We start from the raw sequence: 26075 nt of genomic DNA on the forward strand, positions 1-26075 counted from the left end.
TTCGCGCAATCTCGTGGCGGCAATTTGTCTGAATCAATGATAGAATTAAGACCAGAGTATGCTCGCAAGTAGTGGAGCAAAATTATTGGGTAAGTTGCAATGCGGGTCAACTAGCGCGGCGCAATTAGAAAGGAAGGGTACCGTGAGTTATCAAGCACTTTATCGCGTATGGCGTCCGCAGACCTTCAGCACGGTGGTCGGGCAGGATGCGATAACCCAGACCCTAAAAAATGCCGTTGTGTCCGGACAGACCAGTCACGCGTACCTGTTCACGGGTCCGCGGGGGACGGGGAAAACCTCTGTGGCGAAGATTCTGGCCAAGGCACTGAACTGTTTGCACCTGGTTGATGGCGAGCCGGACAACACCTGTGCCATTTGTACCGCGATTAACAACGGTAGCCAACCAGATGTCATCGAAATCGACGCGGCCAGTAACAACGGTGTGGACGAGATTCGCGAAATTCGGGATAAGGCCAAGTACGCGCCGACCGAAGCCCGCGTGAAGGTCTACATCATCGACGAAGTGCACATGTTGTCCACAGGGGCATTCAACGCGCTGCTGAAGACGCTGGAAGAACCGCCCGCGCACGTGGTGTTCATTCTGGCGACCACGGAACCAAATAAGATTCCCGCCACCATTATTTCCCGGACGCAACGGTTTGACTTCCGCCGCATCACCAGTGCCGATATTGAAGGCCACCTGGCCGAAATCCTGGCCGATAAGTCAATCACCTACGACGACAAGGCACTCGCGGTTATTGCCCGGGCTGCCGATGGGGGGATGCGGGATGCACTCTCCATCCTCGATCAGGTGCTGAGTTTCGGCGACAACCACGTCACGGAGCAAAACGCGCGCGACGTCACGGGGTCGGTCACCACGGCGGACCTCGGCGGCTACCTTAAGGCGGTGCATGGCGGCGACGTGGCGGCGGGGTTAGCGACCATCGACCGCATTTTAAGCGCGGGTCGGGACGCGGCCCGGCTGATTGAAGATTTGATTAGTTACGCCCGCGACCTTCTGGTGTACCAGGCGGCACCGAAGCTGGTGGATGCAGCGGATATGGCGCTGCTTGACGACGGCTTTGCGGCTTTGGCCACAGCGTTGCCGGCGAGTTGGTTGTATCAGGTGGTGGACCTTTTGAACGGCACGCAGCAGCAGTTGCGGGCAACCAACCAGCCCGATTTGTACTTGCAGGTGGCGACGGTGCGCCTGGCAGAGCTAGCAAACCAGCCCGTCGTTCAGACGCAAACGCCAACTGCTACTGCCGACAATGCCGAGGTCGCGCAACTAAAGGCGCAACTGGCCCAATTGCAGGCGCAGGTGAACGGTCTTGCTGAACGGCCAGCCGCTGCAGCCCCGACAAGTGCCGGAACGGCTGTGCGGCGGGCGCCACGCCAGCGCCAAGCAAGCGGGAAGCCCAAGGTGAACACCGCCGCGATTTACCCAATTTTGCAACACGCCACCCGTGACGACCTCAACGCTCTGCAGGATGTCTGGCCGGACGTACTGAATCGGCTCAGCGACATCAAGCACAGCATGATGAACGTGTCGGAACCCGTGGCCGCCAGCAAGGAAGGCGTGATTGTCAGTTTTGACAACGACTTTTACATTGAGCGGGTCTTGGGCGATGCGACGTTGCTGCAAGAAATGCGCGATGGACTGAAGGCAATGACGGGCCGGGATGAAAAAGTGGTCCTGGTTGAAAAAGCCCAGTGGCCCCGCGTGCGGCAGAACTTCATCAAGGAAGTGGGCTTCACCCGCACCCCGAAGGACACGCCGGCAGCAGAGCCACAAGCAATAGAAGCAACGCCCGCGGCCGACAAAGCACCAACCAGCACGCCAGACCAACCAGCACCCGCTGCACCGGCAACCACCGATGACGGAGTGGTTAAGGAACTGACAAATCTGTTTGGCAGCGAGAACGTTGACGTTAAGAACGACTAAAATATAAATAGCAAAAGCGGTGCGCAGCAGTTGCGACCGCAATTAAAAGGAGAACAATTATGCCAAATATGGGAATGGGTAACATGCAGAACATGATGCGTCAGGCCAAGAAGATGCAAAAGGACCTCGAGAACGCGCAAAAGGAACTGAACGCATCCACGTTCACGGGTACCAGTGCGCAGGACATGGTCACCGCCACCTTCACCGGCGAGCGGAAGCTGACCGAACTGAACATCAAGCCTGAAGCCATCGACCCTGATGATCCCGACATGGTTGCCGACCTGGTACTCGAAGCCGTGAATAACGGTCTGGCCGCCGTTGAAAAGGCGACCCAGTCCAAGATGGGCAAGTACACCCGGGGCATGGGCTTCTAATCTGCCCCCTGCGTTGCTACTGTTGCGCATAATATTCGTGGAGGTTTGCTCTTGCAGTATCCAGAACCAATTGAACGCTTAATTGATAGTTACATGAAACTGCCCGGAATCGGGGAGAAGACGGCCACCCGCCTCGCTTTTTTCACCATCGACATGGACCAGGATGACGTGGCGGCTTTTGCTAGCAGTCTCACCGCAGCCAAGACGCAGCTGCACTATTGCTCCGTCTGCGGCAACATCACGGATGATGACCCCTGCAGCATTTGCACGGACACCAGCCGCGACCAGACCAAGATTCTAGTGGTGGAACAGGTGAAGGACGTCATGAGTATCGACCGGATGGATGAATACCACGGCCTGTACCACGTCTTGCACGGGGTGATGTCCCCACTTGAAGGTACGGGGCCGGAAGACCTCAACATCGCTAGTTTGTTGCACCGGCTGCAGGATAACGACGCCGTGAACGAGGTCATCGTTGCGACGAACGCCACGCCTGAAGGGGAAGCTACCGCGATGTACCTGGCCCGGCTCATCAAGCCCGCGGGCATCCGCGTGACGCGCCTAGCCCACGGACTGGCGGTCGGCAGCGACATTGAATACGCGGACCAGATGACCTTGATGAAGGCCGTTGAGGGCCGCACCGAGATTTAGACAAAACACTTGAGGTGAACGGAACATGTTTGGACGAAAGAAAACCGTGACGAAGGCGCAAAAAGACGCTAACCTGTTAAACTTGATTTACACGGTGCGCGACGGGATTGCCCGGGAACGTTCGCTTGCCAGCGCCAATGTCGGCGGAATGACCGAACGGCAGAAGGCCAGCATTGCCAGCCAGGAAGGGCTCTTTGATTTCCTGCACCGACAAGCACGGGCGCGGAAGGTTAGTGCCAAGCAGGTGGAAGAATTCTCCGTGCGGTTTAACCTCGAGAAGATTAACAAGGAGTGAATTCAGTGCCTGGAAAATTCATTACGTTCGAAGGCCCAGACGGTGCGGGGAAGGATAGCGTGCTCGACGCGATTATCCCGGACTTGCGGGCCAAGATGGGCGATAAGTTAGTGGTTACGCGTGAACCGGGCGGTGACCCCATTGCCGAGCAAATCCGCGACGTGATTTTGGACCCCCAAAACACGCGGATGGATGACCGAACGGAGGCGCTGTTATATGCGGCTTCCCGGCGGCAACACCTGCAAGATGTGATTGAACCCGCATTGGCGCGGGGCGCAGTCGTAATTTGCGACCGCTTTGTGGACAGTTCCGTTGCGTACCAGGGCGCTGGCCGCCAGATTGGTGAACAGGAAGTCTTCGCGCTCAACCAGTTCGCAACGAACGGGCGCACGCCTGATTTGACGGTGTACCTCGACGTGCCCGCTCAGGTCGGACTCGACCGGATTAAGGCGCACCGCAAAGACACCCAGTATGACCGGCTTGACCAGGAAGAAACGGCTTTTCACGACCGGGTGCGCGCGGCGTACTTACGGTTGGCGCAGGCCAATCCGGAGCGCATCGTCACCGTTGATGCAATGCAGCCCTTGGCGGCAGTCATTGCCGATGTCCAGGCAGTACTAACCGAGAACATTCCGCGTTAGTGCTACCAGTTTAGGAGGATGAACATGAAATTAGTATTAGCAATCGTTCAGGATCAGGATGCTGCCCGTCTCAGTGCAGCCTTCGTCGACAACAACGTGCGGGCGACTAAGCTCAGTTCGACCGGGGGCTTCCTGCGCGCCGGCAACTCCACGTACATCGTGGGGGTGGACGATAAGCGGGTGCAGGAAGTGCTCGACATCATCAAGCGCAACTGTGAATCCCGGGAAGAGTACACGACGCCGCCACTGATTAGCGTTGACGCAGCGGCGGGCGATTCCGCGGCAGTGCGGCCAATTGAGGTCCGCGTTGGCGGGGCGACCGTCTTCGTGATGCCTGTGGATTCATTCCACCAGTTCTAATGGCGACGGGGACAAATTTGCCGGCAGGGTTAGTCCGGCAGTTCAGCAACGTCATCGACCGTGACCAACTCAGTCAGGCGTACATTTTCGCAGGGGCTGCGGGTGCGGGCAAAGTGCCGCTGGCAATGTGGATTGCCAAGCGCCTTTTTTGCACGAACCTGCAAGCTGGTCAGCCGTGCAATGCGTGCGGTGAGTGCCTGCGCATCGACACGGGGAATAATCCCGATGTGTTGACCGTGGCGCCAGAAGGCCAGAGCATTAAGGCCGAGGCCATTCGCGGACTCAAGGAAGAAATGGGCAAGAGCTCCGTTGAAGGCCACCGGCGCATCTTCATCATTCAGGATGCGGACCGGATGACCGTCAGCGCGGCCAACAGCCTGCTGAAGTTCTTCGAGGAACCACTGCCGGGGATGATTATTATCCTGACCACCACCGCCAAGAACCGGCTGCTGCCCACCGTGTTATCACGGGCGCAGATTGTGCAGTTCCCGCCGCCAGCGTGGCAGGCAACCGTCGACGCGTTAAGTGCTGCGGGGGTATCAGGATCACTGGCCCCATTGATTGCCCGGCTGACCAGTGATGTTGCGGCGGGCGTCACTCTGGCCGGTGATGAGGACTTTAACAACCGCCTGGCTAGCGTGAAAAAGCTGGTGCAATTACTGGCCAGCGGCGATGGCCTGGCTTTTCCATTCATCCAGACGGACCTGATGAAGCAAGTCAGTGACAAAAACGACCAGCGCCAAGTACTGCGTTTGCTCGCACTGATTTACGCGGAGGCCATGCGGCGCAGCACCGGCGCACCAGCGCAATTGTTAAAAAATGATGCGGCGGTAGACCAGCTGGCCAGCAAGTCCCTGCGCCAGCTGAGTGACGGGCTCGATGCAATTTTGACCGCGACCGTGCAGCTGGAGGGCAACGTGGCCTTCCAGGCGAACTGTGAACAGCTGGTGCTGAAATTATTGCAGCGGGCGCCAGAATTAACCAAGTAATTAAACGGTGGGCAGGGGCTCACGGGGAGATGCAACATGGAACAGACGAATCTTTTGGAAGAATTCATGACCCTCAGCAAACAAGCCGAGGAGCTCAGTGCCAAGGTGGCCGGATTGAAGGATGCGGTGACGGTGGTGCTGGAGCAAAATGCAGAATTACGGATGAACAACGGCCGGCTGCGTGAACGGATTGAACAGCTAACCACTGAGGCGGAGGCCAGTGAACCGGAGACGGTGGCGCCAAGTGCCGAGACGGGGATGAGTAAGTCCCGCCAAAACCTCGAAAAGATTTATATGGAGGGGTACCACGTGTGCTCGAAATTCTACGGTCAGCATCTGGAGCCCGGCGAGTCCTGCGCTTTTTGCACGGACATCATCTACGGTGACCGCGGCCGTTAAGCCAATTGCTGACGGTGGCAGTGGATTAGGAAGGATCGATTATGCAGCTTCAATCTAGTTTTGCAAACCACAATACCGGGACACTATATTTGGTGCCCACCCCCATTGGCAATCTGGACGACATGACTATGCGCGCCGTGAAGACGCTCCAGGATGTCGACATGATTGCGGCGGAGGACACACGGAATACCGCCAAACTGCTCAACCACTTCGAAATCACCACCAAGCAGATTAGCTTCCACGAGCACAACACGCAGCAGCGAATTCCGGAATTGCTGCAGTACCTGCGGGATGGTCAGAGCATTGCGCAGGTGAGTGACGCCGGCATGCCGTCGATTAGCGATCCCGGCAAGGAACTCGTGGCCGCGGCAATCGACGCGGACATTCCGGTTGTGCCGCTACCAGGGGCCAACGCCGGCATCACCGCGCTGATTGCATCTGGTTTGGCGCCGCAGCCATTTACTTTCTACGGTTTTGTGCAGCGCAAAAAATCGGTGCAGGCTGAGGAATTAGCCGGCTTAGCGCACCACCCGGCGACCCTGATTTTCTATGAAGCACCGCACCGGCTGGCCAAAACGCTGACGGCGATGGCGGCGGCATTTGGCGGCGACCGGCGTGCGGTCCTCGCTCGTGAATTAACCAAGCGCTATGAAGAATTCGCGCGCGGAACGCTCACCGAGCTCATTGAGCAGGCCGCCAATCCGCGGGGCGAGTACGTGATTCTGGTTGCGCCCGGTCCCGCGGCAGCACCAGCAGAAGCTGCCGGACCGGAGCTACCCGTGGTGGAAGCGGTGCAGACCCTGATTGATGCGGGGCAGAAGCCAAACGCGGCCATTAAGCAGGTGGCAAAGGAACGCGGGCTGGAGCGCCAAGCGGTCTACAATGAATTCCACGAAATCGATTAAGCGGTAGTGGGGCTGCACGTTGGTCCCGCCAGGTGCTGGCAGTAGTCAGAAAGGAAGTTCTTGTGCGATATTCTGAATCAATTAGCATTCCATTTTACATGGTGAATGAAGAGGGCACCTTGACCCTGGCCAACCTGGTTAACCTGGTGCAACAGGTGTCAGAACACCAACTGCACGGGCGCAGTAGCCAGCTTGACCTGGTTGCCCGCTACAACATCGGTTGGGTGATTACGCAATCCCAAATCGAGATTAAGCGCATGCCACAGGCCGAGGAACAGGTCACCCTGTGGACTGAAGCAACTGCGTACAACCGGCTGCTGTGCTACCGTGATTACGGCGTGATTGATGCAGACGGCAACGACATCGTGACTGTCCACAGCACGTGGGTGATGATGGATTTAAGCACGCGCAAGATTGTACCGGTCATCGACGCCATTGTCGAAGACTTCGGCGCGGCCAAAGTGACGCGGGTGAAGCGCCTGCCCCGGCTGCCTAAGTTTGCCGACCCTGAAGGCGAGCGCACATACTGGGTACGCTACTTTGATATCGACACCAACCACCACGTGAATAACGTTCATTATTTTGACTGGATGCAAGACGCGATCGGCTATGACTGGATGCGTACGCACACATTGACCGCAGCCAACATTAAGTACGAGCGGGAAGTTGAACCCGGCACCCAGTTGCAGTCGCAGTACAAGGTGGTGCAAGAAGACGGCAAGCTTGCCACTTACCACCAGGTGCGGGTGGGCGAAACCGTCAACGCCACTGCCCATTTAGAATGGCAAAACAAATAATTTAATAACGAACCCGTGCGGGCGAACTAATGGATGCGGACAGTTGAATCCATTGTTCGCCTTTTACTTTGTCTTCGTGGTGGTGCTTAAAAAAACGAAAGATTAGTTTGCTAATCCTGCATTTGGTGGGTCTGATGCAGCGAATATAATTATCTTCAAGGGAGTTATGTTCGCATAACATTTGGAAGAAAGTGATTAGATGCAAATAACGGGGTTAGCAGTTGCGTTTGACCGGTTGCGGTACAAAATGCGCATTAGTAACATCACTAGTCGGGTCTTGGAGGATCACCATCGCGGTGCGCTTATGGTGACTTACGTTGATGGGTTGACCAACGTAATCTTGCGCACGGATGTCATTATGGGTAGCGAAACTGCCGCGCGCAGACGCTTGAATCAGTCACTGACGGAGTTGTGGCGTGAGGGTGACACGTACAAGCTGATTGTGGATCGCGGGTTAAACGGGGTTGGGTATCGAATTGTGCGGTTGCACTAAGGGGTGGCAAAAGTAGGCACAGCTGTTGCGTACGCCCTGGTTTCATGGTAATGTTATTGAGTAAGTAGGACACTTACAAATAATAAGGAGTAGGCCTCAACGCGTTAAGTGCCGGTGGAACGGAATGTGAACACCGGACGAAATCTTTTGATGCGATGTTGGGACCGCATTCGCCTGAATAGGGCGTCTCCAAAAGGGAGATGGCAACATGCAAATAGTTAGTTTGGCAAGCCCCAAGCTCACGACGCGGAATTTAGTGTATTTAGCCATGCTGATGGCAATGCAACTGGTGCTCGGCCGCTTTTCGGTCGGGAATGACTGGATTAAAATCAGTCCGGCGTTCATCGCGACCGTGATTTTGGGGTATTATTTTGGCCCGTGGCTTGCCGCGTTGGCCGGAGCGCTGAATGATCAAATCGCGTTCATGCTGTGGGGGACCGGGGCTAACTTCCTCGGGTTCACCGTTTCCGCAGCCGTGGGGGCATTGATTTACGGCCTATTTTTCCACAAGAAGGTCGTTAAAGTTTGGCGCGTCGTGGTGGCAATGGCGCTGGTCGTCCTGGTCGTGAACATTGGGCTGGACACCTTATGGCTGGTCATGATGGGGTTCAAGTTCGACGTCATTATCTGGCCACGGGTGATTAAGAATTTAATCGTGTTGCCAATTCAAGCCGTACTTGCCTACACTGTATTGAAGGCAGTGGTACGGGTGCGTCCAGAGTTATACTAAGTGTCCTTAAAGCGCAGGACACGTTGCAAGGGGTAGGCCGAATTGGTCTGCCCTTTTGCTTTGCGGTGAACAAAAACAATAATTTTCGCAATTGTGGTAAACTAGAAGTCAGAATTATGATGGAGGACTGCTACTTTTGCAGCAGGGACCAGGAGGCAAAACGATGAATATTTTGGCGCTTGATACGTCGAACAAGGCGATGAGCGTGGCGGTGATGCAGGATGCGACCCCACTTGCGGAAACGACGTTGAACAGAATGAAGACGCACAGTGAACAATTGCTGCCCACCGTGGACAACTTGATTGCACTGAGCGGCCTGACGCCAGACGATATTGATCGGGTCGTTGTTGCTGCGGGTCCGGGTAGTTACACCGGGCTGCGGATTGGCGTCACCACGGCCAAGACCCTGGCGTACACGCTCAACATTGAACTGGTTGGCGTCTCCAGTTTGGCGGTGCTGGCGGCGAACGTCCGCAAAGAAGCAGCGCTCATCGTGCCCGTGATGGATGCGCGGCGCAGCAACGTCTTCACCGGCATCTACCAGTGGGCGGACGATAAATTGGTCAACGTGCTCCTGGACCGACACACGAGTCTGGAACAGTTGGTCAAGGAAGTTGCAGCACTGGAACAGCCCGCCATTTTTGTCGGCACCACGCCGGTAATGCGGGAACAAATCCGCAGCACCCTCGGTACGCAGGCAGCGTTCACCGATGAGCTGGACAACCTGCCCCGGGCTAGTCGGGCGGCTGAACTTGGCCGCGACTTGCCCGCAGCGGATGTGGCGTCATTCGTCCCGAACTACCTGCGCCTCACCGAAGCAGAAACGAACTGGCTGAAGAACAACCCGAATGCTGACCGGAGCAATTATGTACAAAAGGTTTAAGGAATGGCTTGAACGCCGCCGCGCAGTGAGCGCGCCGGTGCCGGCCCAAACAATCACTGTGAATGATAAGCCGTACACGTTGCGGCGCATGACGAATGAAGATATTCCGGCGGCGCTGGACATTGAGCGCGCGGTTTATGCGGATACCCCGTGGGAGCGGGTGGCGTTCATGTCTGAGTTGGCCAAGACGGCAACCGCGATGTACCTGGTACTGGTGGATCCGCAGACCGCCGCCATTGTTGCGTTCATCGGGATTTCGTTCAAACGTACCGATTCGCACATCACGAATATCGCGGTGCTCCCCGACTATCAACGCCAGGGAATCGGGCGCAAGTTGCTGGAACTCATGCTGACCTTGTCCCGAGCAATGGGCATGCGGACCGTTTCGCTGGAAGTGCGGCTCGATAACGTGCACGCGCAGTCGCTGTACCGGACGCTCGGCTTTGTTGACGGGCGGGTCCGGCGCAATTACTACACGCGGGAGCATGCGGACGCGCTCGACATGACGTTGCAGCTAGATGGCCAGCTGCAGCAAGCGCTGGCCCAAGACTGGGACCACCGCGTGAATGGATGAACTTAAAACCCGCCGCAATTTGGCGGGCAGTATTAGTGAGGTATAACTGTGTCTCAAGACGAAATTATTTTGGCGTTTGAATCTAGTTGTGACGAAACTTCTGTTGCTGTCATTAAGAATGGCGACACGATTATGAGTAATATTATCGCCACGCAGATTAATAGTCACAAGCGCTTCGGTGGGGTGGTGCCAGAGGTTGCCAGCCGGCACCATGTGGAAGAAATCACCATTATTATCGATGATGCCCTGAAGGAATCTGGCATTAGCTACGACGATATCGATGCCGTGGCCGTGACGTATGGTCCCGGTTTGGTCGGCTCCCTGCTCATCGGGGTGACGGCGGCCAAGACAATTGCCTACGCGCACCACCTGCCACTGATTCCGGTGAACCACATGGCCGGGCACATTTACGCCGCGGCCTTTGTCACCAAGTTGCAGTACCCGCTGCTGGCCCTCATGGTATCTGGGGGGCACACGGAGCTGGTGATGCTGAATGGTCCGGCTGATTTCAGCATTATCGGTGAGACGCGCGACGATGCTGCCGGTGAAGCTTACGACAAAGTGGGTCGGGTGCTGGGCATCACGTATCCCGCGGGTAAGGAGATTGACCGGTTGGCACACCTGGGTCAGGACACGTTCAACTTCCCCCGTGCGATGGACAATAGCGACAACTTGGACTTTAGCTTTAGTGGCTTGAAGTCCGCGTTCATCAACACGGTGCACCACGCTGACCAGCTGCACCAGACGCTCAGTCGTGAGGATTTGGCGGCTAGCTTCCAGGCGGCAGTGGTCGAGGTGCTGGTGGACAAAACCATGACGGCCTTGCAGCAGCATCCCGTGAAGCAGCTGATTGTCGCCGGCGGGGTCGCAGCCAACCAGGGCCTGCGCGAGGCGCTCGGGGCGCGACTTGCTACCCAGATGCCGGATGTCGAACTGATTGTGCCACCACTGCGCCTGTGCGGGGACAACGCCGCCATGATTGGCGCGGCAGCCCACATCTTGCGGGGCAAGCACGTTTTTGCCGGCGAAACGTTGAATGCGGAACCGAACCTGAACTTCGCACGCGCGTAATTTAACCATTACCAGATTAATTTAATATTGGTGCTTAATGGGGAAAGTTCCCGCTTTTTACACGGTTTAGCCGCGTAAAGGGCGGGAATTTTTCGTTGCTTCTATTAATATTGTAATCGTTATCGCTGCTTTTCATGCTATGATAGAAAGCGTCATCATTATTCATTACATAGCATGCGAGTATTTCCCGGGAAATATGCACAGAAAGGAGCTGAGGTGTAGTGGCGACAATTCATGATGTGGCGCGCATTGCCGGCTTTTCGCTCGGAACGGTATCGAACGTCATCAACCGGCCGGAGCGGGTGGCGCCGAAAACGCGGCAAAAGATTGAGCAAGTCATGGCGGAACTGAACTACACGCCAAACGCGATGGCGCGGGGCTTGTCCCTGGGTCAAAGCCGCAATGTGGGGGTGGTGTTGCCCAATAGCCACCACCCGTATTTTGCCCACATCGTTAACGGGATTACGGATGCGGCCTTTCCCACTGGGTACCGGGTGACCTTACTGCCGACCAACTACCTGGAAGAATTCGAGCGGCAGTACCTGCGCGAGTTTCAGCAAAAAATGTACGCCGGAATGATCTTCGTGTCGCGGCAGCTCCCCCTGACTGAGCTGGAGAGCTACGTGCGGTACGGTCAGGTTGTGACGTGTGAGAATGTGGGTGACCGGCAAATCACGTCGGTGTATTCCGACCGCACGGCAACGTACCGCGCGGCACTGCGGTGGATTTGGACGCGCGGGTACCGGAACGTGGCCATTTTAGGCCTGCGGGGGCCGGAACACAGTGAAACCACGCGCGATTTGCTTGCAGCGTACGAGTACGTTTTCCACGCGCCGCTTAGCGAAGCGCGGTTTCGCGGCGGGGTCGCGACCCGGCAGGATGGCTACGCTGCCGCCCAATTCTTAGCCACCACCGACGCCCAGATTGACTTTGTGATGGCGAACGGCGATGATATTGCTGCGGGGGTGTACGCGGCATACAAGGAACTGGGCGGCCCGATGCCCGGAATTATGGGCACGGAAAACCAGCTGTCCGGGCAGTTACTGCACCTACCGACCATTAACCACCATTTGGAAACCCTTGGCCACATTGCGTTTAACCAGGCGATTCGCCCGGGTATTCGCCACCAGTTGGTCAAATCTGATTTTGTTGCGAGGTAAAAATTCTTGAGTAATAAACGATTAGCAATTTTTGATATTGATGGCACCCTGGAGACGATGGAAAACACCATTTTGCCCAGCACCTTAAGCGCGATTGCGCAGCTGCAGGAACGTGGGGTTCACGTCGCGATTGCCACGGGGCGTAACTACAAGATGGCCCAGTCGGTGATTGAGGCCACCCACATTCACGATTACGTGGTCTGCAACGGTTCGGCCATCTTCGTCAACGATGAGCTCGTCAGTCAGCGAACCCTGGACCGCACGGACGTGGCAACTTTCACCGAGTATATCCGCACAATCGGGACGAATATTCTGGCTGAATCGGCGACGGAACTGTATGCGGACAAGACGCCGGATCCGGTGATGGAGAAAATCATCGCCGGGACGGGCACCTTCTTCCTGCCGGGTCACAACTACGGCCTGGAGCACGACATCGTGCAGGGACTGGCCATTATCAGCGAGCAGCAGGAGCAAAACGCACCGGAGCTGAAGCACATCATCTTCAAGCGCTTTGGGCCCATCGGGGTGGATGTGTTGCCCGCAGATGGTTCGAAGGCCGCGGGGATTGCGCAGCTAGCCGCGCACCTCGGAGTGGCCAACGCAGACATCGTGGCGTTCGGCGATAACCAAAACGACAAGGAAATGCTCAGTTCAGTTGGGATTGGGATTGCCATGGGTCACGCAACGCCAGACGTTCAAGCGACGGCAGACTGGGTGACCGCTGATTCCGAAAGCGACGGGATTATGCTGGGCCTGCAGCACATTGGCTGGCTCTAAACTACTCCGTAACTAGATACACAAACGGCCGCACCCTCGAGGATGCGGCCGTTTTTTTAATATTCTTCCAGTTCCAAGCTGACGTTTTCCCAGATTTCCTCTTGCGCGGCAATCTGCTGGTCGAGCTCCTCCAATTCCTTTTGCATGTCCGCCAGCTTCAGTGCGCGGGCGGCATTTTCGGGTTTGGCCATTTCGGTTTCGATTTCTTCGTGCTTAGCGGTTAGCTGATCAATCTGGGCCTCGGCGTCATCAATCTGGCGCTGCAACTTGCGCTTCGCCTTCTGGTCTTCCTTTGAATCCTGGTAGGCCTGGCTCGCAGCGCTAGTGGTTGCCGCGGGGGCATCACTGGTTGTTTCTGCCGGTGCGTTTTGCTCCGCCAGTTTTTCCTGGTAGTAATCCCAGTTACCCAAGTAAGTGGTGCTACCAGTTGGCGCGATGGCGATTACGCGGTTGGCGAGGCTGTTGATGAAGTACCGGTCATGGGAAACGAAGAGGACGGTCCCGTCGAAGTCAGCGAGGGCGGCTTCGAGGACTTCCTTACTGTTGATGTCCAAGTGGTTGGTCGGTTCGTCCAAGATGAGCAGGTTCGCGTGGTTCAGGGCGAGTTTGGTCAGCAGCAGTCGTGCCCGCTGCCCCCCAGACAGGGAGCTGACCATCTTGTCAACGTCCTCAGCGGTCAGCAGGAAAGCGGCCAGGGCGCTGCGAATGTCCTTTTCTGGCATCATCTTGTGCTCGTTCCACACTTCGTCGATGACCGTGTTGGTTTCGTGCAGATTGTGCTGGTCTTGGTCATAGTAACCGGGATCCACGTTGGCGCCGAACTTACTGGAGCCAGCGAGGAACTTAATCTTACCCAGAATGGACTTCAGTAGGGTGGATTTGCCGACCCCGTTTGGCCCGACAATCGCGAGCCGTTCGCCCTTGCGCAGTTCGAAGTCAATCGGGCCGGCCATGGGTTCATCGCTTTCGTACCCGACCGTGGCGTTGCTTACGGTGAGTACCACGTTACCGCTAGGGTGATCAGCCGTAAAGCTGAAGTGGGCGCTCGCTTCACCGGTTGGCTTAGCGAGACGGTCCATCTTCTCGAGTTGCTTGCGCCGACTCTGCGCCATCTTGGTTGTACTTGCGCGCACCAGGTTCTTGTCGACGTAATCCTGCAACTTCGCGATTTCTTCCTGTTGCTTGTTGTAGGCCTTCCACGCCTGGTCGATGTTCGCCGCGCGTTGCTTGCGGTATTCCGTGTAATTCCCGTGGTAATGGGTGGCACCGGTTGGGCTGAGCTCGTACACTTCATTAACTGAGTGGTCGAGGAAGTACTGGTCGTGGCTGACAATCAGGATAGCGCCCTTGTATGCGCGCAGGTAACCTTCAAGCCAGGTGAGCGTGTCGATGTCCAGGTGGTTGGTTGGTTCGTCCAGGATGATCAGGTCGTGCCCTTGCAGCAGCATCTTGGCCAATGCGAGCCGACTACGTTCACCCCCAGAGAGGGTCGCCACGCGGTCGTGGTACCGGTCAGCGGGGAAGTTGAATCCCGCCAGGACGTTGCGGATTTCCGCCTCGTAACCGTAACCGTTGCGTTCCTTGAACTCGTGACTCATGTTGTCGTAGGTGGTCAGGGTCTCGTTGTAGCGCTTTTCGTTGTTCAGAACGGCGGGATCGGACAGGTCCTGTTCCAGCGCGTGCAACTTGGCTTCCATCGCGCGCAGGTCGCTGAACCCGTCGAGCATTTCGGCGTAAATCTCTTTATCCGAGTCCAGCCCCGAATTTTGGGCCAGGTAACCAATGGAAATGTTTTTCTTCGTAGAGACGGTCCCGTAATCGGGCTCCTTGTCGCCGTTCAGAATTTCCAGCAGTGTGGTCTTCCCAATTCCGTTGGGGCCAACGAGGGCGACGCGGCCGCCTTCTTGGATTTGCAAGGAGATATTGGTAAACAGGTCGGCACCGTCAAAAGCGCGGCCGACACCTTGTGCTTGCAGTAAAATCACGTGTGTTTCCTCCGTTAAAAGTTCTATGTTTAAATATAACACAGAGCGCGCCCCCACGGTAACTAGCCCGTCTGTCCGCACTCCATGTCGAGGTGGGGCCGAGGTGGGGCTTGCGCAGGTCCACGCAAACGCCGCTCGGCAAAATTGTTCAAAATTGTACATGACGGGCATAATCAAACTATAAACACAATATAATGGTTTTTGTTATACAAAAACGGCATATTGGCAATTTTATGGGTACCAATATGCATTGGCTCAAAGAAACTGAAATTGGTTACATTTAAATTAATTCCTAAAAGCGTTATGCAAGCGCTTGTTTTTTTGTGTCATTGCGAATATGATTATCTATAGATGTACATTGATGAGCGGGTATTTTTTTGGAATATGTTCACAAATGAACGGAGGGTGAAACATGTCTGGTTCTGCAATTCCGAAGGCGACCGCCAAGCGGTTACCACTGTACTATCGCTACTTGTCGTTCTTGGCGGAATCCGGCACCGAGCGAATATCTTCAACTGAACTTGCAGATGCGGTCAAGGTGGATTCAGCAACGATTCGCCGCGACTTCTCGTATTTCGGCGCACTAGGCAAGCGTGGTTATGGTTATGACGTTAAGGCCTTGGTCGAATTCTTCAAGAAGACGCTGAGTCAAGATCACCTCACGAATGTTGGGTTGGTCGGTTTGGGGTCAATGGGTCAAGCACTCTTGCAGTACAATTTTCGCGCGTCGAGCAACATTCGCATTAGTGCCGCATTCGATGAGGACGAAAAGCTCATCGGCACGATTCAGTCGGGGGTCCCGGTGTATGATGTTGCGGAACTGGAGAAGCAATTAAGCGACCAGCAGATTCGCATCGTTATCTTGACGGTTGATGAAGCGAAGGCGCAGGCCGTTGCCACTAAGCTTGTGGCTGCGGGCGTCCGCGGCATTATGAACTTCACGCCGGTGCGGCTCACGGTGCCGAAGACGGTGCACGTGCAAAACATTGATTTAGCCACTGAACTCCAAACCATCATTTACTTCTTGGATACTAAAGAATAGGCATTTATCCTCTGCGCGGTGTGCGTGGGGGATTTTTTTTGGCGTTAACCGGTAGCGTGTTTGCAAAAAACGCAGCTAAAACGCCCGAATTTTGTTAAGAAACCCGCAACTTAGCACTCGTGGCAAAAAAGTGCTAAAATCAGCAAACACGCGTCATGACGGCATTCAGCCCGCTTTTTTGGCCCAAGTGGCAATTATTAGGGGTTGCAATCGAAGCCGTGCATGTTATAGTAATACTTGTGTTAGCACTTGAAACGAATGAGTGCTAAAAAATATTCTTCATGGAGGGATTGTCTTGCTAAAACCATTAGGAGATCGTGTCATTGTTGAGGTGGCCGAAGAAGAGGAACAGACTGTGGGTGGCATCGTTCTTGCCAGCAACGCTAAGGAGAAGCCACAGACCGGTAAGGTAATTGCCGTGGGCGCTGGTGCATTATCACCAGATGGTAAGCGCCTGCCAATGTCCGTAGCCGAGGGCGATGTTGTGATGTACGACAAGTACGCTGGCTCTGAAGTGAAGTACGAAGGCCAGAAGTACCTTGTGATGCACGACAAGGACATCATGGCAATCGTTAAGTAAGATAAGTAGTACGCGACGCTGGATTAAATCATTGGCGCTGAAACTATAACTGAACATTTTGAGGTGAATTTGAACAATGGCTAAAGAAATTAAGTTCTCTGAAGATGCACGCGCGGCAATGCTCCGCGGTGTCGATAAGTTGGCGAACACCGTTAAGACCACGATTGGTCCTAAGGGGCGCAACGTTGTTTTGGATAAGGATTACGGCGCACCAGAAATCACGAACGATGGTGTGACCATCGCGAAGTCAATCGATTTGGAAGACCACTTCGAAAACATGGGTGCAAAGCTCGTGGCCGAAGTTGCTTCCAAGACGAACGACATCGCAGGTGATGGGACCACGACCGCAACGGTTCTGGCCCAGTCCATCATTCGTGAAGGCATGAAGAACGTGACCGCCGGTGCTAACCCAGTTGGTATTCGTCGCGGGATTGAACTGGCAACGAACGCCGCCGTTGACGCTTTGCACGCGAACTCCCACAAGGTATCCACGAAGAAGGAAATCGCGCAGGTTGCTTCCGTATCTTCCGCTAACGAAGAAGTTGGGAGCCTCATTGCCGACGCGATGGAGAAGGTTGGTAACGACGGGGTTATCACCATTGAAGAGTCCAAGGGGATTCAGACCGAACTCTCCGTTGTTGAAGGGATGCAGTTCGACCGGGGCTACCTGTCTCAGTACATGGTGACCGATAACGACAAGATGGAAGCCGACCTCGACAACCCATACATCCTGATTACCGACAAGAAGATTAGTAACATCCAGGACATCCTGCCATTGCTGCAAGAAATCGTGCAGCAGGGTAAGGCGCTCCTCATCATTGCCGATGATGTTGATGGTGAAGCACTGCCAACCTTGGTTCTGAACAAGATTCGTGGGACCTTCAACGTGGTTGCGGTTAAGGCACCTGGCTTTGGCGACCGGCGCAAGGCAATGCTTGAAGACATCGCTGCCCTGACTGGCGGGACGGTTATCACCTCTGACCTCGGCCTTGAACTTAAGGACACCAAGCTTGAACAGCTCGGCCAGGCCGGCAAGGTTACCATCACCAAGGACAACACCACGATTGTTGAAGGTGCTGGTTCCAAGGATGCCATCGACGAACGCGTGAACATCATCAAGTCCCAGATTGCTGAAACCACAAGTGACTTCGACCGCGAAAAGCTCCAGGAACGCCTGGCTAAGCTCGCCGGTGGGGTTGCCGTCATCAAGGTTGGTGCCGCAACTGAAACTGAACTGAAGGAACGCAAATACCGGATTGAAGACGCGCTGAACGCTACCCGTGCGGCCGTCGAAGAAGGTTACGTTGCTGGTGGTGGTGTTGCGCTGGTTGACGCCATTCCTGCTGTTGCTAAGCTCAGCGAAGAGGGCGATGTCCAGACCGGGATCAACATCGTGCTGCGTGCCCTTGAAGAACCTGTCCGCCAGATTGTTGCCAACGCTGGTCTCGAAGGTTCCGTCATTGTTGAACGTCTGAAGGGTGAAAAGGTCGGCTTTGGTTTCAACGCCGCAACCGGCACCTGGGAAGACATGGCCGCTGCTGGGATTATTGACCCAACCAAGGTTACCCGTTCCGCACTGCAGAACGCTGCCTCTGTTGCAGCCCTCATGCTCACCACCGAAGCCGTTGTGGCCAACAAGCCTGAACCTAAGGAAGCAGCTCCTGCAGCACCAGCTGGGGGCATGAACCCCGGCATGGGCATGATGTAATTCTGCCTTCCATGAATTAATTAAAATCGTACCAACAAAACAACCCGCCAATTTTGGTGGGTTGTTTTATTGTTGCCAAATAGAGTAAACTAGATACTTATTAACTTTCAAATATCAAGCCGTATAAAAGCGGCAAGAAGGAGTGACGCAGTTGAAGATTTCTGTATTTTGCGGCGCCCGCTTTGGCAAGAAGAAGAGCTACGAACAGGTTGCAACCGCCCTGGGTTGGTACATGGGCCGCAGCAACATCGAGCTCATCTATGGTGGTTCCCAGTCCGGAATCATGGGCACAATTAGTGGGGCCGTTCTCGCCGCAGGGGGCGCGGTCACCGGGATTTCCCCCGAAGGCTTGTTTGCCAGTGAGGTGCCCCGGTACGACGCCACGCGCAACATTGTGACCAAGGATATCGACGAACGCAAGCGGTTGTTGCTGTCAGAACCAGACGCCTTCCTCGTATTTCCCGGCGGCCTCGGAACGCTCGAGGAAATCTCGCAGGCACTGTCCTGGATGGCAATCGATTTGTTGCCCGCTAAGCCAATCGGTATTTTCAACATGAACCATTTCTATGACGGCATGGTGGACTTACTGGACAAGTTCGTGGATCAGGAATTCGCGAACGCCTCCGTGCTGGACAACGTGTTCGTGTCCGATAACTTCGAGGAGCTGATTACCCAGCTTCAGGACAATGTGGGTGTGAACAGTCTGGAAGAAGCAAATTAATCATTGGGTGAACGGAATTCCTCTTCGTTCGCCTTTTTGTATGGGCTTTTTGGTGCTGCATCGGTTATGATGACATTACCGGAGTGTTACGGGGTGCGTACAACCCATTTTATGAAAAAAGGCTGAGGGCGCGACGGGTGTTTTCACCGCCGCCAACACTTGATATAGCATTTTCCGGAATAGAGTGTTAACATATCGTTTGTTTACCATATCTTAAAAATCAGGAGTTAGTGAAATGCAACAACTTAAACGCTTCCTCATCGGGCGGCCACTCAAGTCGTCCGAATAGGGTGGGCAAAAGTTAGGCAAGTTAAAAGCACTTGCGATGCTCAGTTCTGACGCGCTGTCTTCAGTTGCGTACGGGACCGAACAGATTGTACTCGTTCTGACCACGCTCTCAGCCGCGGCCATTTGGTACTCAATCCCAATCGCTGCGTTCGTGCTCGTCTTGCTGCTTAGCCTGACCTTGTCTTACCGGCAAATCATTCACGCCTACCCTGGTGGTGGCGGTGCATACGTTGTTTCAAGCGAGAACCTGGGCCAAAACGCTGGGCTCCTTGCTGGGGGCTCCTTGCTGATTGACTACATGCTCACCGTGGCGGTTTCCGTCTCGGCGGGTTCGGAGGCCATCACCTCGGCGATTCCGTTCCTTTACGGGCATGAGGTCGTCATCTCCATCGTCATCGTCTTGCTACTGATGGCGATGAACTTGCGGGGGATGAGTGAGTCAGCTAACTTCTTGATGATTCCCGTTTACCTCTTCGTTGTGTCCATCACGGCGATGATTATCTGGGGACTCTTCCGGATTGTGACCGGGGACATCCCGATGCAAGCCCGTGGGGTGGTCGGCAGTGTCGTTCCCGGCATCAGTGCGGCCCTGATTTTCAAAGCCTTCAGTAGTGGGTCATCATCCCTGACTGGGGTTGAAGCCATCAGTAACGCGGTCCCGTTCTTCAAGAAGCCGCGGGCGCACAATGCGGCGTCCACGCTGGCAATCATGGCATCCATCCTCGGGTTCTTCTTTGCCGGTATCACCTTCCTGAACTACTGGTACGGGATTGTACCCGTAGCGAAGGTAACCGTGCTGTCCCAGGTGGCGGCCTTCACCTTTGGCCACGGGGTCATGTACTACATCATCCAGTTCGCGACGGCCTTGATTCTGGCGGTCGCCGCGAACACCGGGTTCTCTGCCTTTCCGGTCCTCGCCTACAACTTGGCGAAGGACAAGTTCATGCCCCACATGTACCAAGACCGTGGGGACCGACTTGGATACTCGAACGGGATTATGACCCTGGCAATCGGCTCAATTATTCTGATTGCGATTTTCCACGGGAGCACTGAACGTCTGATTCCGTTGTATGCCATCGGGGTGTTCATTCCGTTCACATTGAGTCAGACCGGGATGATTATTCACTGGCTGCGCAACCGGCCTAAGGGGTGGATGGGCAAAACCATCGCCAACTTCTCCGGGGCGCTGATTTCCTTCGCCATCCTGGTCATCCTGTTCGTTTACCGTCTCGGGGACATCTGGCCGTTCTTCATCATCATGCCGGTATTGCTGTGGATCTTCTACCGCATCCACGGGCACTACCAGAACGTGGCGGAGCAGCTGCGCCTGCCTGATTCAGTTGAAGAAGTGGCGCTGCACGATTACGACGGCAGTACCGTTATCGTCCTGGTCGGCAACGTCACCCGGGTTACGCGCGGGGCGCTGAACTACGCGCAGACCATCGGCGATTACGTGATTGCGATGCACGTGTCGATGGATGAAAATCCGAATAAGGAACAAGAAACGCAAAATGAATTCAAGCGGGACTTCCCGAATGTGCGGTTTGTTGACGTCCATTCGTCCTACCGTTCCGTTGAGGGGCCAACGATTCGCTTCGTGGACATGATTGCCCGGAATGCGGCTAAACGCAACTTCACCACCACCGTGCTCATTCCGCAGTTTGTGCCTAAGGAGCGCTGGCAGGACATCCTGCACAACCAGACCACGTTCCGGTTGCGGCGGGCGTTCTCCAGCCGTGAGAACATCATTCTGGCGACGTATTCTTACCATTTGAAGAAGTAACCAAAAAAAGAGGGCGGATTTTCCGCTCTCTTTTTGCATGTTACCGTAAACTTTAGGTTAAACCGTGGTGCTCAGCAGCAGGACGTCAACGTGGATGGTTGCGGGCGGATTAGCCAGCAGGGCGGCGCGTTTTGCGGCTGGTGCCTGCCAGCTCAGCGGTGTCATCTCGACGAGGTCGGCAAACAGGGCGCCGGGAACGGGGAAGTCATAGCTGATGGATTCTTGCGTTGCGTCCGGATACCGCTCCATGAAGTGGTTCAGAACCTTGCTGTTATCATACGTGGCTTTGGGCGTGTCGGCGTACAGTGCCTGGCGCAGTTCGCGCAGGTAGCCGGCCGCCGGGATGATTTTGTAAATCTTACCGCCGGGCTGTAGGACGCGGGCGAATTCGTTGTAGGCGCCGGGGGAGAAAATGTCGGTGATGGCCGAAAAAGAATTGTCCGTAAATGGCAGGTGCGTAAGGTCGGCCACGCAGAAGATGGCGCTGGTATCCAGGGCCCCGGCGAGCTTGATGGCGGGGGCAGAGATGTCGAAGCCAACGGCCGTTCCGCTTTCCGGGGTCAGCTTGGCGGTGGGGGTACCCTCGCCGCAGCCGATGTCGAGCACGCGGTCGGTGGCTGTCAGCTTATCCGCGATGGCGTTCAGGAATTGATCGAAGAAACCGGCCTGCAAGACGCGGCGCCGCGCCGCAAGCATGGTCTCGGTATATTCGGTGGCCACAGGGGCATTCAGAAAATTCACCGTTCCCTTCTTGGCGAGGTCGAAGCGGTGGTTCTGGCTGCAGATTAGGCTGGTGTCGGTGATGCTCAGTGGTTCACTGCATACGGGGCAGGCGAACAGGGGGCTGGCCGCGGCGATTTGGCTGGCTTTTTGCTGGATTTTACGCATAATTTCCTCCATCGGTTGGTTATCTCTGGTTTCAGTATACGCTAAGCGCCGGGCGAGGTGAACTAGCCCACTTGTGTTTACGGCTGGTAAACCACTATAATAACGGTGGATTAGGTTATGCAAATGGGGAGCTTGGGGATATGTTACAGAAAATTAGCGTGCACGCGCCGCGCATTCACATCGGCGTTCTGGAAGGGACCTTCATCGTTGCCATCATCAACCTGGCGGCGCTCTTTGTGCCCGATTACCTGAATTTTGGCTACAGCACCACCAGTCCCTCGGTGTGGCAAATCTTAGTGGCGGCCGACAATGCATTCACTAACCGTTTTGTTTTGAGCGTGTGGCCGCTCGCCCTGCTGGAAGGGCTGCTCATCTGGATGCCGCTGATTGTGCTGCTCTGCGTGCTGGTCAGCACTCGCTTCACCCGCATCTTTGCCGCGTGCGCAGCGGGACTAAACTTCACGCTGCAACTAATTTTGGCCGTCTGCACTAACCGCATGGTCAATTTTGCCTTCAACAGCATGCACGTGAGCATGCAGCACGTCGGTGCCGCCACCTGGTTGTGCGTCTTCGCTAGTCTACTCATGTTCATGCTAACCTTGATTGCAGCGTTGTTCCCTGATGATTAATCTGTTAATGCAAAAAAGAACGCCGCCGTGCCCGTGAGCACGGCGGCGTTCTATTAGTATGGTCAGCCTTCGGTGATGATTTCGTTCAAAATGGTGTTGGCTAGGGGCGCGATAGCCTGATCGGTGCGGGGGTAGGGCAGATCATTGCTGCCGGCCCACGCAATCTGGTGGTCGCGGACCACGAAGATGCGGTTAGCGAGGCGCACGGCTTCGTTCACGTCGTGGGTAACCAGAATCGTGGTCATCTTGCGTTCTTGCCAGAGATCCATGATGAGATCCTGCATCTTGCGCCGGGTGAGCGCGTCGAGTGCACCGAGGGGTTCGTCGAGTAATAGCAGCTGCGGATTAGCCATGAGGGCACGGGCGAGTGCGACCCGTTGCCGCTGGCCCCCGGATAATGAGTTGGGGTATGCATCCGCAAAATCGGTCAGTTCCACGCGGGCTAGCAGTTTGGCCACGTGCTCTTTTTGCTCTTTTGAATGGGTAGCCCCGAACGTCAGGTTCTCACTGACGGTCAGCCATGGCAGCAGGCGGTCGTCCTGGAACATAACCCGGCTGTGCGCGTTCAACCTGTTAATTTCGGTGCCATCCTGCTTGATGGAACCGGACGTGGCGTGTTCGAGCCCGGCGATGAGGCGCAGCAGGGTACTTTTACCGCCCCCGGACTGACCGACGAGCGCGACGAATTCGCCGGGCTGGATGTCGAAGTTGATGTTACGGAGTACGTGCGCGTCGCCGTAGTACTTTTGGATGTCGTTTACTTCAAGAAGTGCTTCGGTCATGGTTAGTCCTCCATTCCGTTGTGCTGCCACTGCAGTAGTGAGTTTTCTAGAGATTTAGCCATTAAGTCAGAAATCTTCCCGAGAATGGCGTAAATTACGATACACATCAGGATGGTTGGCATGTCCATGAAGTTCTGGGCGTTCGTGGACATGTAGCCAACCCCAGAACTTGCGGCGATGGTTTCAGAAACAATCAGGGTGGTCCACATGACCCCCAGTGCGTACCGGACCCCGACGAGGATGGTTGGCAGCGCGCCTGGCAGCAGAATCTTGCGGAACAGTTCCCACTTGGACAGCTGGTAGGAGCGGCCCATCTCGATCAGCTTCGGGTCAACGGAACGCAGACCGTGATACGTGTTGATGTAGATGGGGAAGAGCACCCCGATGGCAACCAGGGAAATCTTGGAAGCTTCACCAACCCCGAACCAGATGATGACCAGCGGAATCAGCGCCAGGTGCGGGATGTTCCGCAGCATCTGCACGGACGAGTCCAGCAACAGGTTCAAGGTTTTGGACAGGCCAGTGCACAGGGCGAGGATGAAACCAATCAGACCACCAATGATAAAGCCGGAGACCGCACGGTAAAGGGAAATCGCCATGTTGCGTTCGAGCACGCCGGTCTTGGCGCTTTGGATGGTGGTTTTGACCACTGCCCAGGGACCGGGCAGCACACTGGCATCAATCAGGCCGATACTGGATGCGATTTGCCAGAAAATGATGATGAGAATTGGAATGGTCCATGGCAGGATGGACTTAACCACTGCGCCCCCGGCACGGGAAACACGGGTGGGTTTGGTAGTTTCAGCTAACTGCATAATGAGCTCCTTTGCTGGTTAAGCATTTGCGAGATTGTTCATGAGTTCCCGGCGGACGCGGGTGTGTTGGATTTTGCCGGTGGGGCCGGCAGCGAGGTGGTCGGTGTAGAAGAACCGCGTTGGCACCTTGAACTTCGCCAGCTTCGTGGCCGCGAAGTCCTGCAGGTTTGCGGATAATTCTGCGCTACCGATGTAGTCGTCTTCCGGAATGATGACGGCCGCTACGCTTTCACCGTAAATCGGGTCGGGCAGACCAACGATGGCCAGACTGCGGATTGCAGGGTGCTGAATCAGGACGTTCTCGACTTCTACGGGGCTAATTTTGTCCCCGCTGCGGTTGATTAGTTCCTTCTTGCGGCCAACGATGAAGAGGTACCCCTCAGCGTCGACGTACCCGACGTCCCCGGTGTGGAACCAGCCATTCTGGAAATCAGCGTGGTACTGCGGATCCAGGTAGCCGGTGATGACGTGATCGCCGTGGAGGCAAATTTCGCCGGATTCGCCAGGTGCGGCAACCGTATCGTCGTCGCGGCGGATGGTGAGCTCGGTGCCGGTGGCCTTACCAACGGAACCAGACTTGCTGGCACCTAGCGGGTTCAAGGTAATCTGGCTGGCAACTTCCGTCATGCCGTAACCTTGCAGGATGGGGGTGCCAAAGTACGCTTCAAACTCCTGCTGCACGGCGGGTAAGAGGGGCGCGCTGGCCGAACGAATGAACCGCAGTTGTGGGGTCACTGGTGCCACGGCCGGTTTGGTCTTGAGCAGAATCGCGATGATGGCGGGAGCAGCGGACACCCAAGTGATTTGTTCGCGTTCAATCGTGGACCAGAAGCGGCTGGCGGAGAACTTCGGGGCGACCAGCAACTTGCCCCCGGAGATAATGGTGGACAGGACGGTGATGACCTGCGCGTTGATGTGGAACAGCGGCAAGATGAGCAGCGACCGGTCGTTTTCCGTTAGTTGCTGCGACTGGCTGATGTCCTTTGCCGCCGCGAACAATTGGTTGTGCGTGAGAACTACCGCCTTGGGTAAGCCGGTGGTGCCACTGGTGTACATGAGCACCCCGAGCGGACTGTCCGCGTGCGCTTGGAACTGGGTGAAGAGCGGATTTGCGTCCTGCTTTTGGTTGCCGAGACTGAAGACTTGCTGCGCGTGGCCGAGCAGCTGGGCGGCCACAGGCGTGAAGGTCACGCCGGTCAAGCGCTGCAATTCGGCGGTGGCGTCCGCGTGGTCCGGATTGAAGATGGCCGCGGCGTAGTGGTGCCGACCAATAATTTCTGCAAGCTCCGGTGCCGGCATGTTCGGGTTAATGGTGTAGGCGATGGCGTTCAGATCGAGCGTGGCCATGAGTGCGACCACGTGGGTGACTGAATTGGGCAGGCTGATGAGGACGAGGTCGCCGCTATGAACGCCCTGTTCCTGCAACTTGGTGCGCAGCTGGTCCCGGGCGATGGCGATGTCACTGCCGGTAAACCACTGGTCAGCGGTTAAATCCTTGATGAAGCGACTGTACTGATGGGCCGCTAACTGGGTGTTGAATGCTTCCGTTAATTTTGTCATTGATACTCCCCCAAAGGTACGTGCGTGTTTGTTTACAAGGTACATTTTCGTCGCTAAATATGTAGAAATTATGAAGGAAATGAAAAAAACTGCGTGAAAATGGCAAATAGTTGGCATTTTGGTATGTTTGGTTTCAAGAAAAGTGCAACGGACGGCCATTGCCATGAATTTTGGTCTTTTAGTCCGTATCTGCATTCTGTCCGTGGACTTTTTGCGGCATTCGCGGGAAAATGTACTATAGACGCGCGAT

At 55.5% G+C, this 26075-nt stretch carries 27 protein-coding genes, 1 pseudogene and 1 riboswitch; of the genes and pseudogenes, 23 read left to right on the forward strand and 5 right to left on the reverse strand.

What is annotated here, in order from left to right; translation table 11 throughout:
* The first annotated feature begins 142 nt into the window (after positions 1 to 142).
* From dnaX to FC18_RS11180, 17 genes are all read left to right on the forward strand, one after another.
* Complete coding sequence (dnaX, locus tag FC18_RS11100; RefSeq protein WP_054675595.1) at positions 143 to 1945, forward strand: DNA polymerase III subunit gamma/tau; 1803 nt, start codon at positions 143 to 145, stop codon at positions 1943 to 1945.
* A gap of 74 nt (positions 1946 to 2019) precedes the next feature.
* The gene (locus FC18_RS11105; RefSeq protein ID WP_235804229.1) at positions 2020 to 2319 is read left to right on the forward strand and encodes a YbaB/EbfC family nucleoid-associated protein; all 300 of its coding nucleotides are present in this window, start codon (positions 2020 to 2022) and stop codon (positions 2317 to 2319) included.
* A gap of 51 nt (positions 2320 to 2370) precedes the next feature.
* Positions 2371 to 2970: a recombination mediator RecR gene (gene recR, locus FC18_RS11110; protein ID WP_056976321.1), complete on the forward strand. Its 600-nt coding sequence runs from the start codon at positions 2371 to 2373 to the stop codon at positions 2968 to 2970.
* Positions 2971 to 2995: 25 nt separating this feature from the next.
* Positions 2996 to 3265, forward strand: coding sequence for a DUF2508 family protein (locus FC18_RS11115; protein ID WP_054675598.1), 270 nt, complete (start codon positions 2996 to 2998; stop codon positions 3263 to 3265).
* 5 nt (positions 3266 to 3270) lie between these two features.
* Positions 3271 to 3906 carry a dTMP kinase gene (gene tmk, locus FC18_RS11120; RefSeq protein WP_054675939.1) on the forward strand — a complete coding sequence of 212 codons (636 nt, stop codon included), beginning with the start codon at positions 3271 to 3273 and terminating at the stop codon, positions 3904 to 3906.
* Positions 3907 to 3930: 24 nt separating this feature from the next.
* Positions 3931 to 4266 carry a cyclic-di-AMP receptor gene (locus FC18_RS11125; protein ID WP_056976323.1) on the forward strand — a complete coding sequence of 112 codons (336 nt, stop codon included), beginning with the start codon at positions 3931 to 3933 and terminating at the stop codon, positions 4264 to 4266.
* 17 nt (positions 4267 to 4283) lie between these two features.
* Positions 4284 to 5255: a DNA polymerase III subunit delta' gene (gene holB, locus FC18_RS11130; protein ID WP_235804226.1), complete on the forward strand. Its 972-nt coding sequence runs from the start codon at positions 4284 to 4286 to the stop codon at positions 5253 to 5255.
* A gap of 36 nt (positions 5256 to 5291) precedes the next feature.
* Positions 5292 to 5654, forward strand: coding sequence for a DNA replication initiation control protein YabA (locus FC18_RS11135; RefSeq protein WP_054675603.1), 363 nt, complete (start codon positions 5292 to 5294; stop codon positions 5652 to 5654).
* A 41-nt stretch (positions 5655 to 5695) separates the two neighbouring features.
* Positions 5696 to 6559, forward strand: a complete 864-nt coding sequence (gene rsmI / locus FC18_RS11140; RefSeq protein ID WP_056976327.1) for a 16S rRNA (cytidine(1402)-2'-O)-methyltransferase — start codon at positions 5696 to 5698, stop codon at positions 6557 to 6559.
* A gap of 62 nt (positions 6560 to 6621) precedes the next feature.
* Positions 6622 to 7356 (forward strand): acyl-[acyl-carrier-protein] thioesterase, encoded by a 735-nt coding sequence (locus FC18_RS11145; RefSeq protein ID WP_082403763.1) that lies wholly within the window; start codon positions 6622 to 6624, stop codon positions 7354 to 7356.
* A gap of 199 nt (positions 7357 to 7555) precedes the next feature.
* Positions 7556 to 7849, forward strand: a complete 294-nt coding sequence (locus FC18_RS11150; RefSeq protein WP_054675606.1) for a hypothetical protein — start codon at positions 7556 to 7558, stop codon at positions 7847 to 7849.
* 83 nt (positions 7850 to 7932) lie between these two features.
* Positions 7933 to 8027: riboswitch (THF riboswitch) on the forward strand.
* Between the two features lie 30 nt (positions 8028 to 8057).
* Positions 8058 to 8579: a folate family ECF transporter S component gene (locus FC18_RS11155; protein ID WP_054675611.1), complete on the forward strand. Its 522-nt coding sequence runs from the start codon at positions 8058 to 8060 to the stop codon at positions 8577 to 8579.
* 163 nt (positions 8580 to 8742) lie between these two features.
* Complete coding sequence (gene tsaB / locus FC18_RS11160) at positions 8743 to 9462, forward strand: tRNA (adenosine(37)-N6)-threonylcarbamoyltransferase complex dimerization subunit type 1 TsaB (protein ID WP_054675613.1); 720 nt, start codon at positions 8743 to 8745, stop codon at positions 9460 to 9462.
* On the forward strand, positions 9446 to 10036 hold the full coding sequence (rimI, locus tag FC18_RS11165; RefSeq protein ID WP_054675616.1) for a ribosomal protein S18-alanine N-acetyltransferase: 591 nt from the start codon (positions 9446 to 9448) through the stop codon (positions 10034 to 10036). The genes tsaB and rimI overlap by 17 nt, the downstream gene beginning before the upstream one ends.
* A gap of 48 nt (positions 10037 to 10084) precedes the next feature.
* A complete protein-coding gene (gene tsaD, locus FC18_RS11170) occupies positions 10085 to 11107 on the forward strand; it encodes a tRNA (adenosine(37)-N6)-threonylcarbamoyltransferase complex transferase subunit TsaD (protein ID WP_056976329.1) in 1023 nt (340 codons plus the stop codon).
* A gap of 221 nt (positions 11108 to 11328) precedes the next feature.
* Positions 11329 to 12267: a LacI family DNA-binding transcriptional regulator gene (locus tag FC18_RS11175; protein WP_056976331.1), complete on the forward strand. Its 939-nt coding sequence runs from the start codon at positions 11329 to 11331 to the stop codon at positions 12265 to 12267.
* A 6-nt stretch (positions 12268 to 12273) separates the two neighbouring features.
* Positions 12274 to 13044 (forward strand): Cof-type HAD-IIB family hydrolase, encoded by a 771-nt coding sequence (locus FC18_RS11180; protein ID WP_054675624.1) that lies wholly within the window; start codon positions 12274 to 12276, stop codon positions 13042 to 13044.
* A 56-nt stretch (positions 13045 to 13100) separates the two neighbouring features.
* On the opposite strand, the gene FC18_RS11185 is transcribed toward FC18_RS11180, so the two are convergent.
* Complete coding sequence (locus tag FC18_RS11185) at positions 13101 to 15029, reverse strand: ABC-F family ATP-binding cassette domain-containing protein (RefSeq protein WP_054675627.1); 1929 nt, start codon at positions 15027 to 15029, stop codon at positions 13101 to 13103.
* A 412-nt stretch (positions 15030 to 15441) separates the two neighbouring features.
* On the opposite strand from FC18_RS11185, the gene FC18_RS11190 reads away from it, so the two are divergent.
* The 5 genes and pseudogenes from FC18_RS11190 (at position 15442) to FC18_RS11210 (ending at position 21151) form a co-directional block, all read left to right on the forward strand.
* Positions 15442 to 16071: a redox-sensing transcriptional repressor Rex gene (locus FC18_RS11190; protein ID WP_054675630.1), complete on the forward strand. Its 630-nt coding sequence runs from the start codon at positions 15442 to 15444 to the stop codon at positions 16069 to 16071.
* 295 nt (positions 16072 to 16366) lie between these two features.
* A complete protein-coding gene (groES, locus tag FC18_RS11195; RefSeq protein ID WP_056976333.1) occupies positions 16367 to 16651 on the forward strand; it encodes a co-chaperone GroES in 285 nt (94 codons plus the stop codon).
* A gap of 76 nt (positions 16652 to 16727) precedes the next feature.
* Positions 16728 to 18359, forward strand: a complete 1632-nt coding sequence (gene groL, locus FC18_RS11200) for a chaperonin GroEL (RefSeq protein ID WP_054675633.1) — start codon at positions 16728 to 16730, stop codon at positions 18357 to 18359.
* 151 nt (positions 18360 to 18510) lie between these two features.
* Complete coding sequence (locus FC18_RS11205) at positions 18511 to 19080, forward strand: LOG family protein (protein ID WP_054675636.1); 570 nt, start codon at positions 18511 to 18513, stop codon at positions 19078 to 19080.
* A 235-nt stretch (positions 19081 to 19315) separates the two neighbouring features.
* A pseudogene (locus FC18_RS11210) lies at positions 19316 to 21151 on the forward strand (APC family permease).
* 57 nt (positions 21152 to 21208) lie between these two features.
* On the opposite strand, the gene FC18_RS11215 reads toward FC18_RS11210, so the two are convergent.
* The gene (locus FC18_RS11215) at positions 21209 to 22039 is read right to left on the reverse strand and encodes a methyltransferase domain-containing protein (RefSeq protein ID WP_056976335.1); all 831 of its coding nucleotides are present in this window, start codon (positions 22037 to 22039) and stop codon (positions 21209 to 21211) included.
* 140 nt (positions 22040 to 22179) lie between these two features.
* Here FC18_RS11215 and FC18_RS11220 point away from each other — a divergent pair, with 140 nt between their 5' ends.
* Positions 22180 to 22668, forward strand: a complete 489-nt coding sequence (locus tag FC18_RS11220) for a hypothetical protein (RefSeq protein WP_054675639.1) — start codon at positions 22180 to 22182, stop codon at positions 22666 to 22668.
* A 62-nt stretch (positions 22669 to 22730) separates the two neighbouring features.
* On the opposite strand, the gene FC18_RS11225 is transcribed toward FC18_RS11220, so the two are convergent.
* From FC18_RS11225 to FC18_RS11235, 3 genes are read right to left on the reverse strand one after another with little or no spacing between them, the layout of a single operon-like run.
* Positions 22731 to 23450 (reverse strand): ABC transporter ATP-binding protein, encoded by a 720-nt coding sequence (locus FC18_RS11225; protein WP_056976337.1) that lies wholly within the window; start codon positions 23448 to 23450, stop codon positions 22731 to 22733.
* Between the two features lie 2 nt (positions 23451 to 23452).
* On the reverse strand, positions 23453 to 24265 hold the full coding sequence (locus tag FC18_RS11230) for an ABC transporter permease subunit (protein WP_054675642.1): 813 nt from the start codon (positions 24263 to 24265) through the stop codon (positions 23453 to 23455).
* 18 nt (positions 24266 to 24283) lie between these two features.
* Positions 24284 to 25825: an AMP-binding protein gene (locus FC18_RS11235; RefSeq protein WP_054675645.1), complete on the reverse strand. Its 1542-nt coding sequence runs from the start codon at positions 25823 to 25825 to the stop codon at positions 24284 to 24286.
* Positions 25826 to 26075 lie beyond the last annotated feature (250 nt).

The sequence above is a fragment of the Lacticaseibacillus sharpeae JCM 1186 = DSM 20505 genome (assembly GCF_001436225.1).
In the GTDB taxonomy this organism is placed as follows: Bacteria; Bacillota; Bacilli; order Lactobacillales; family Lactobacillaceae; genus Lacticaseibacillus; species Lacticaseibacillus sharpeae.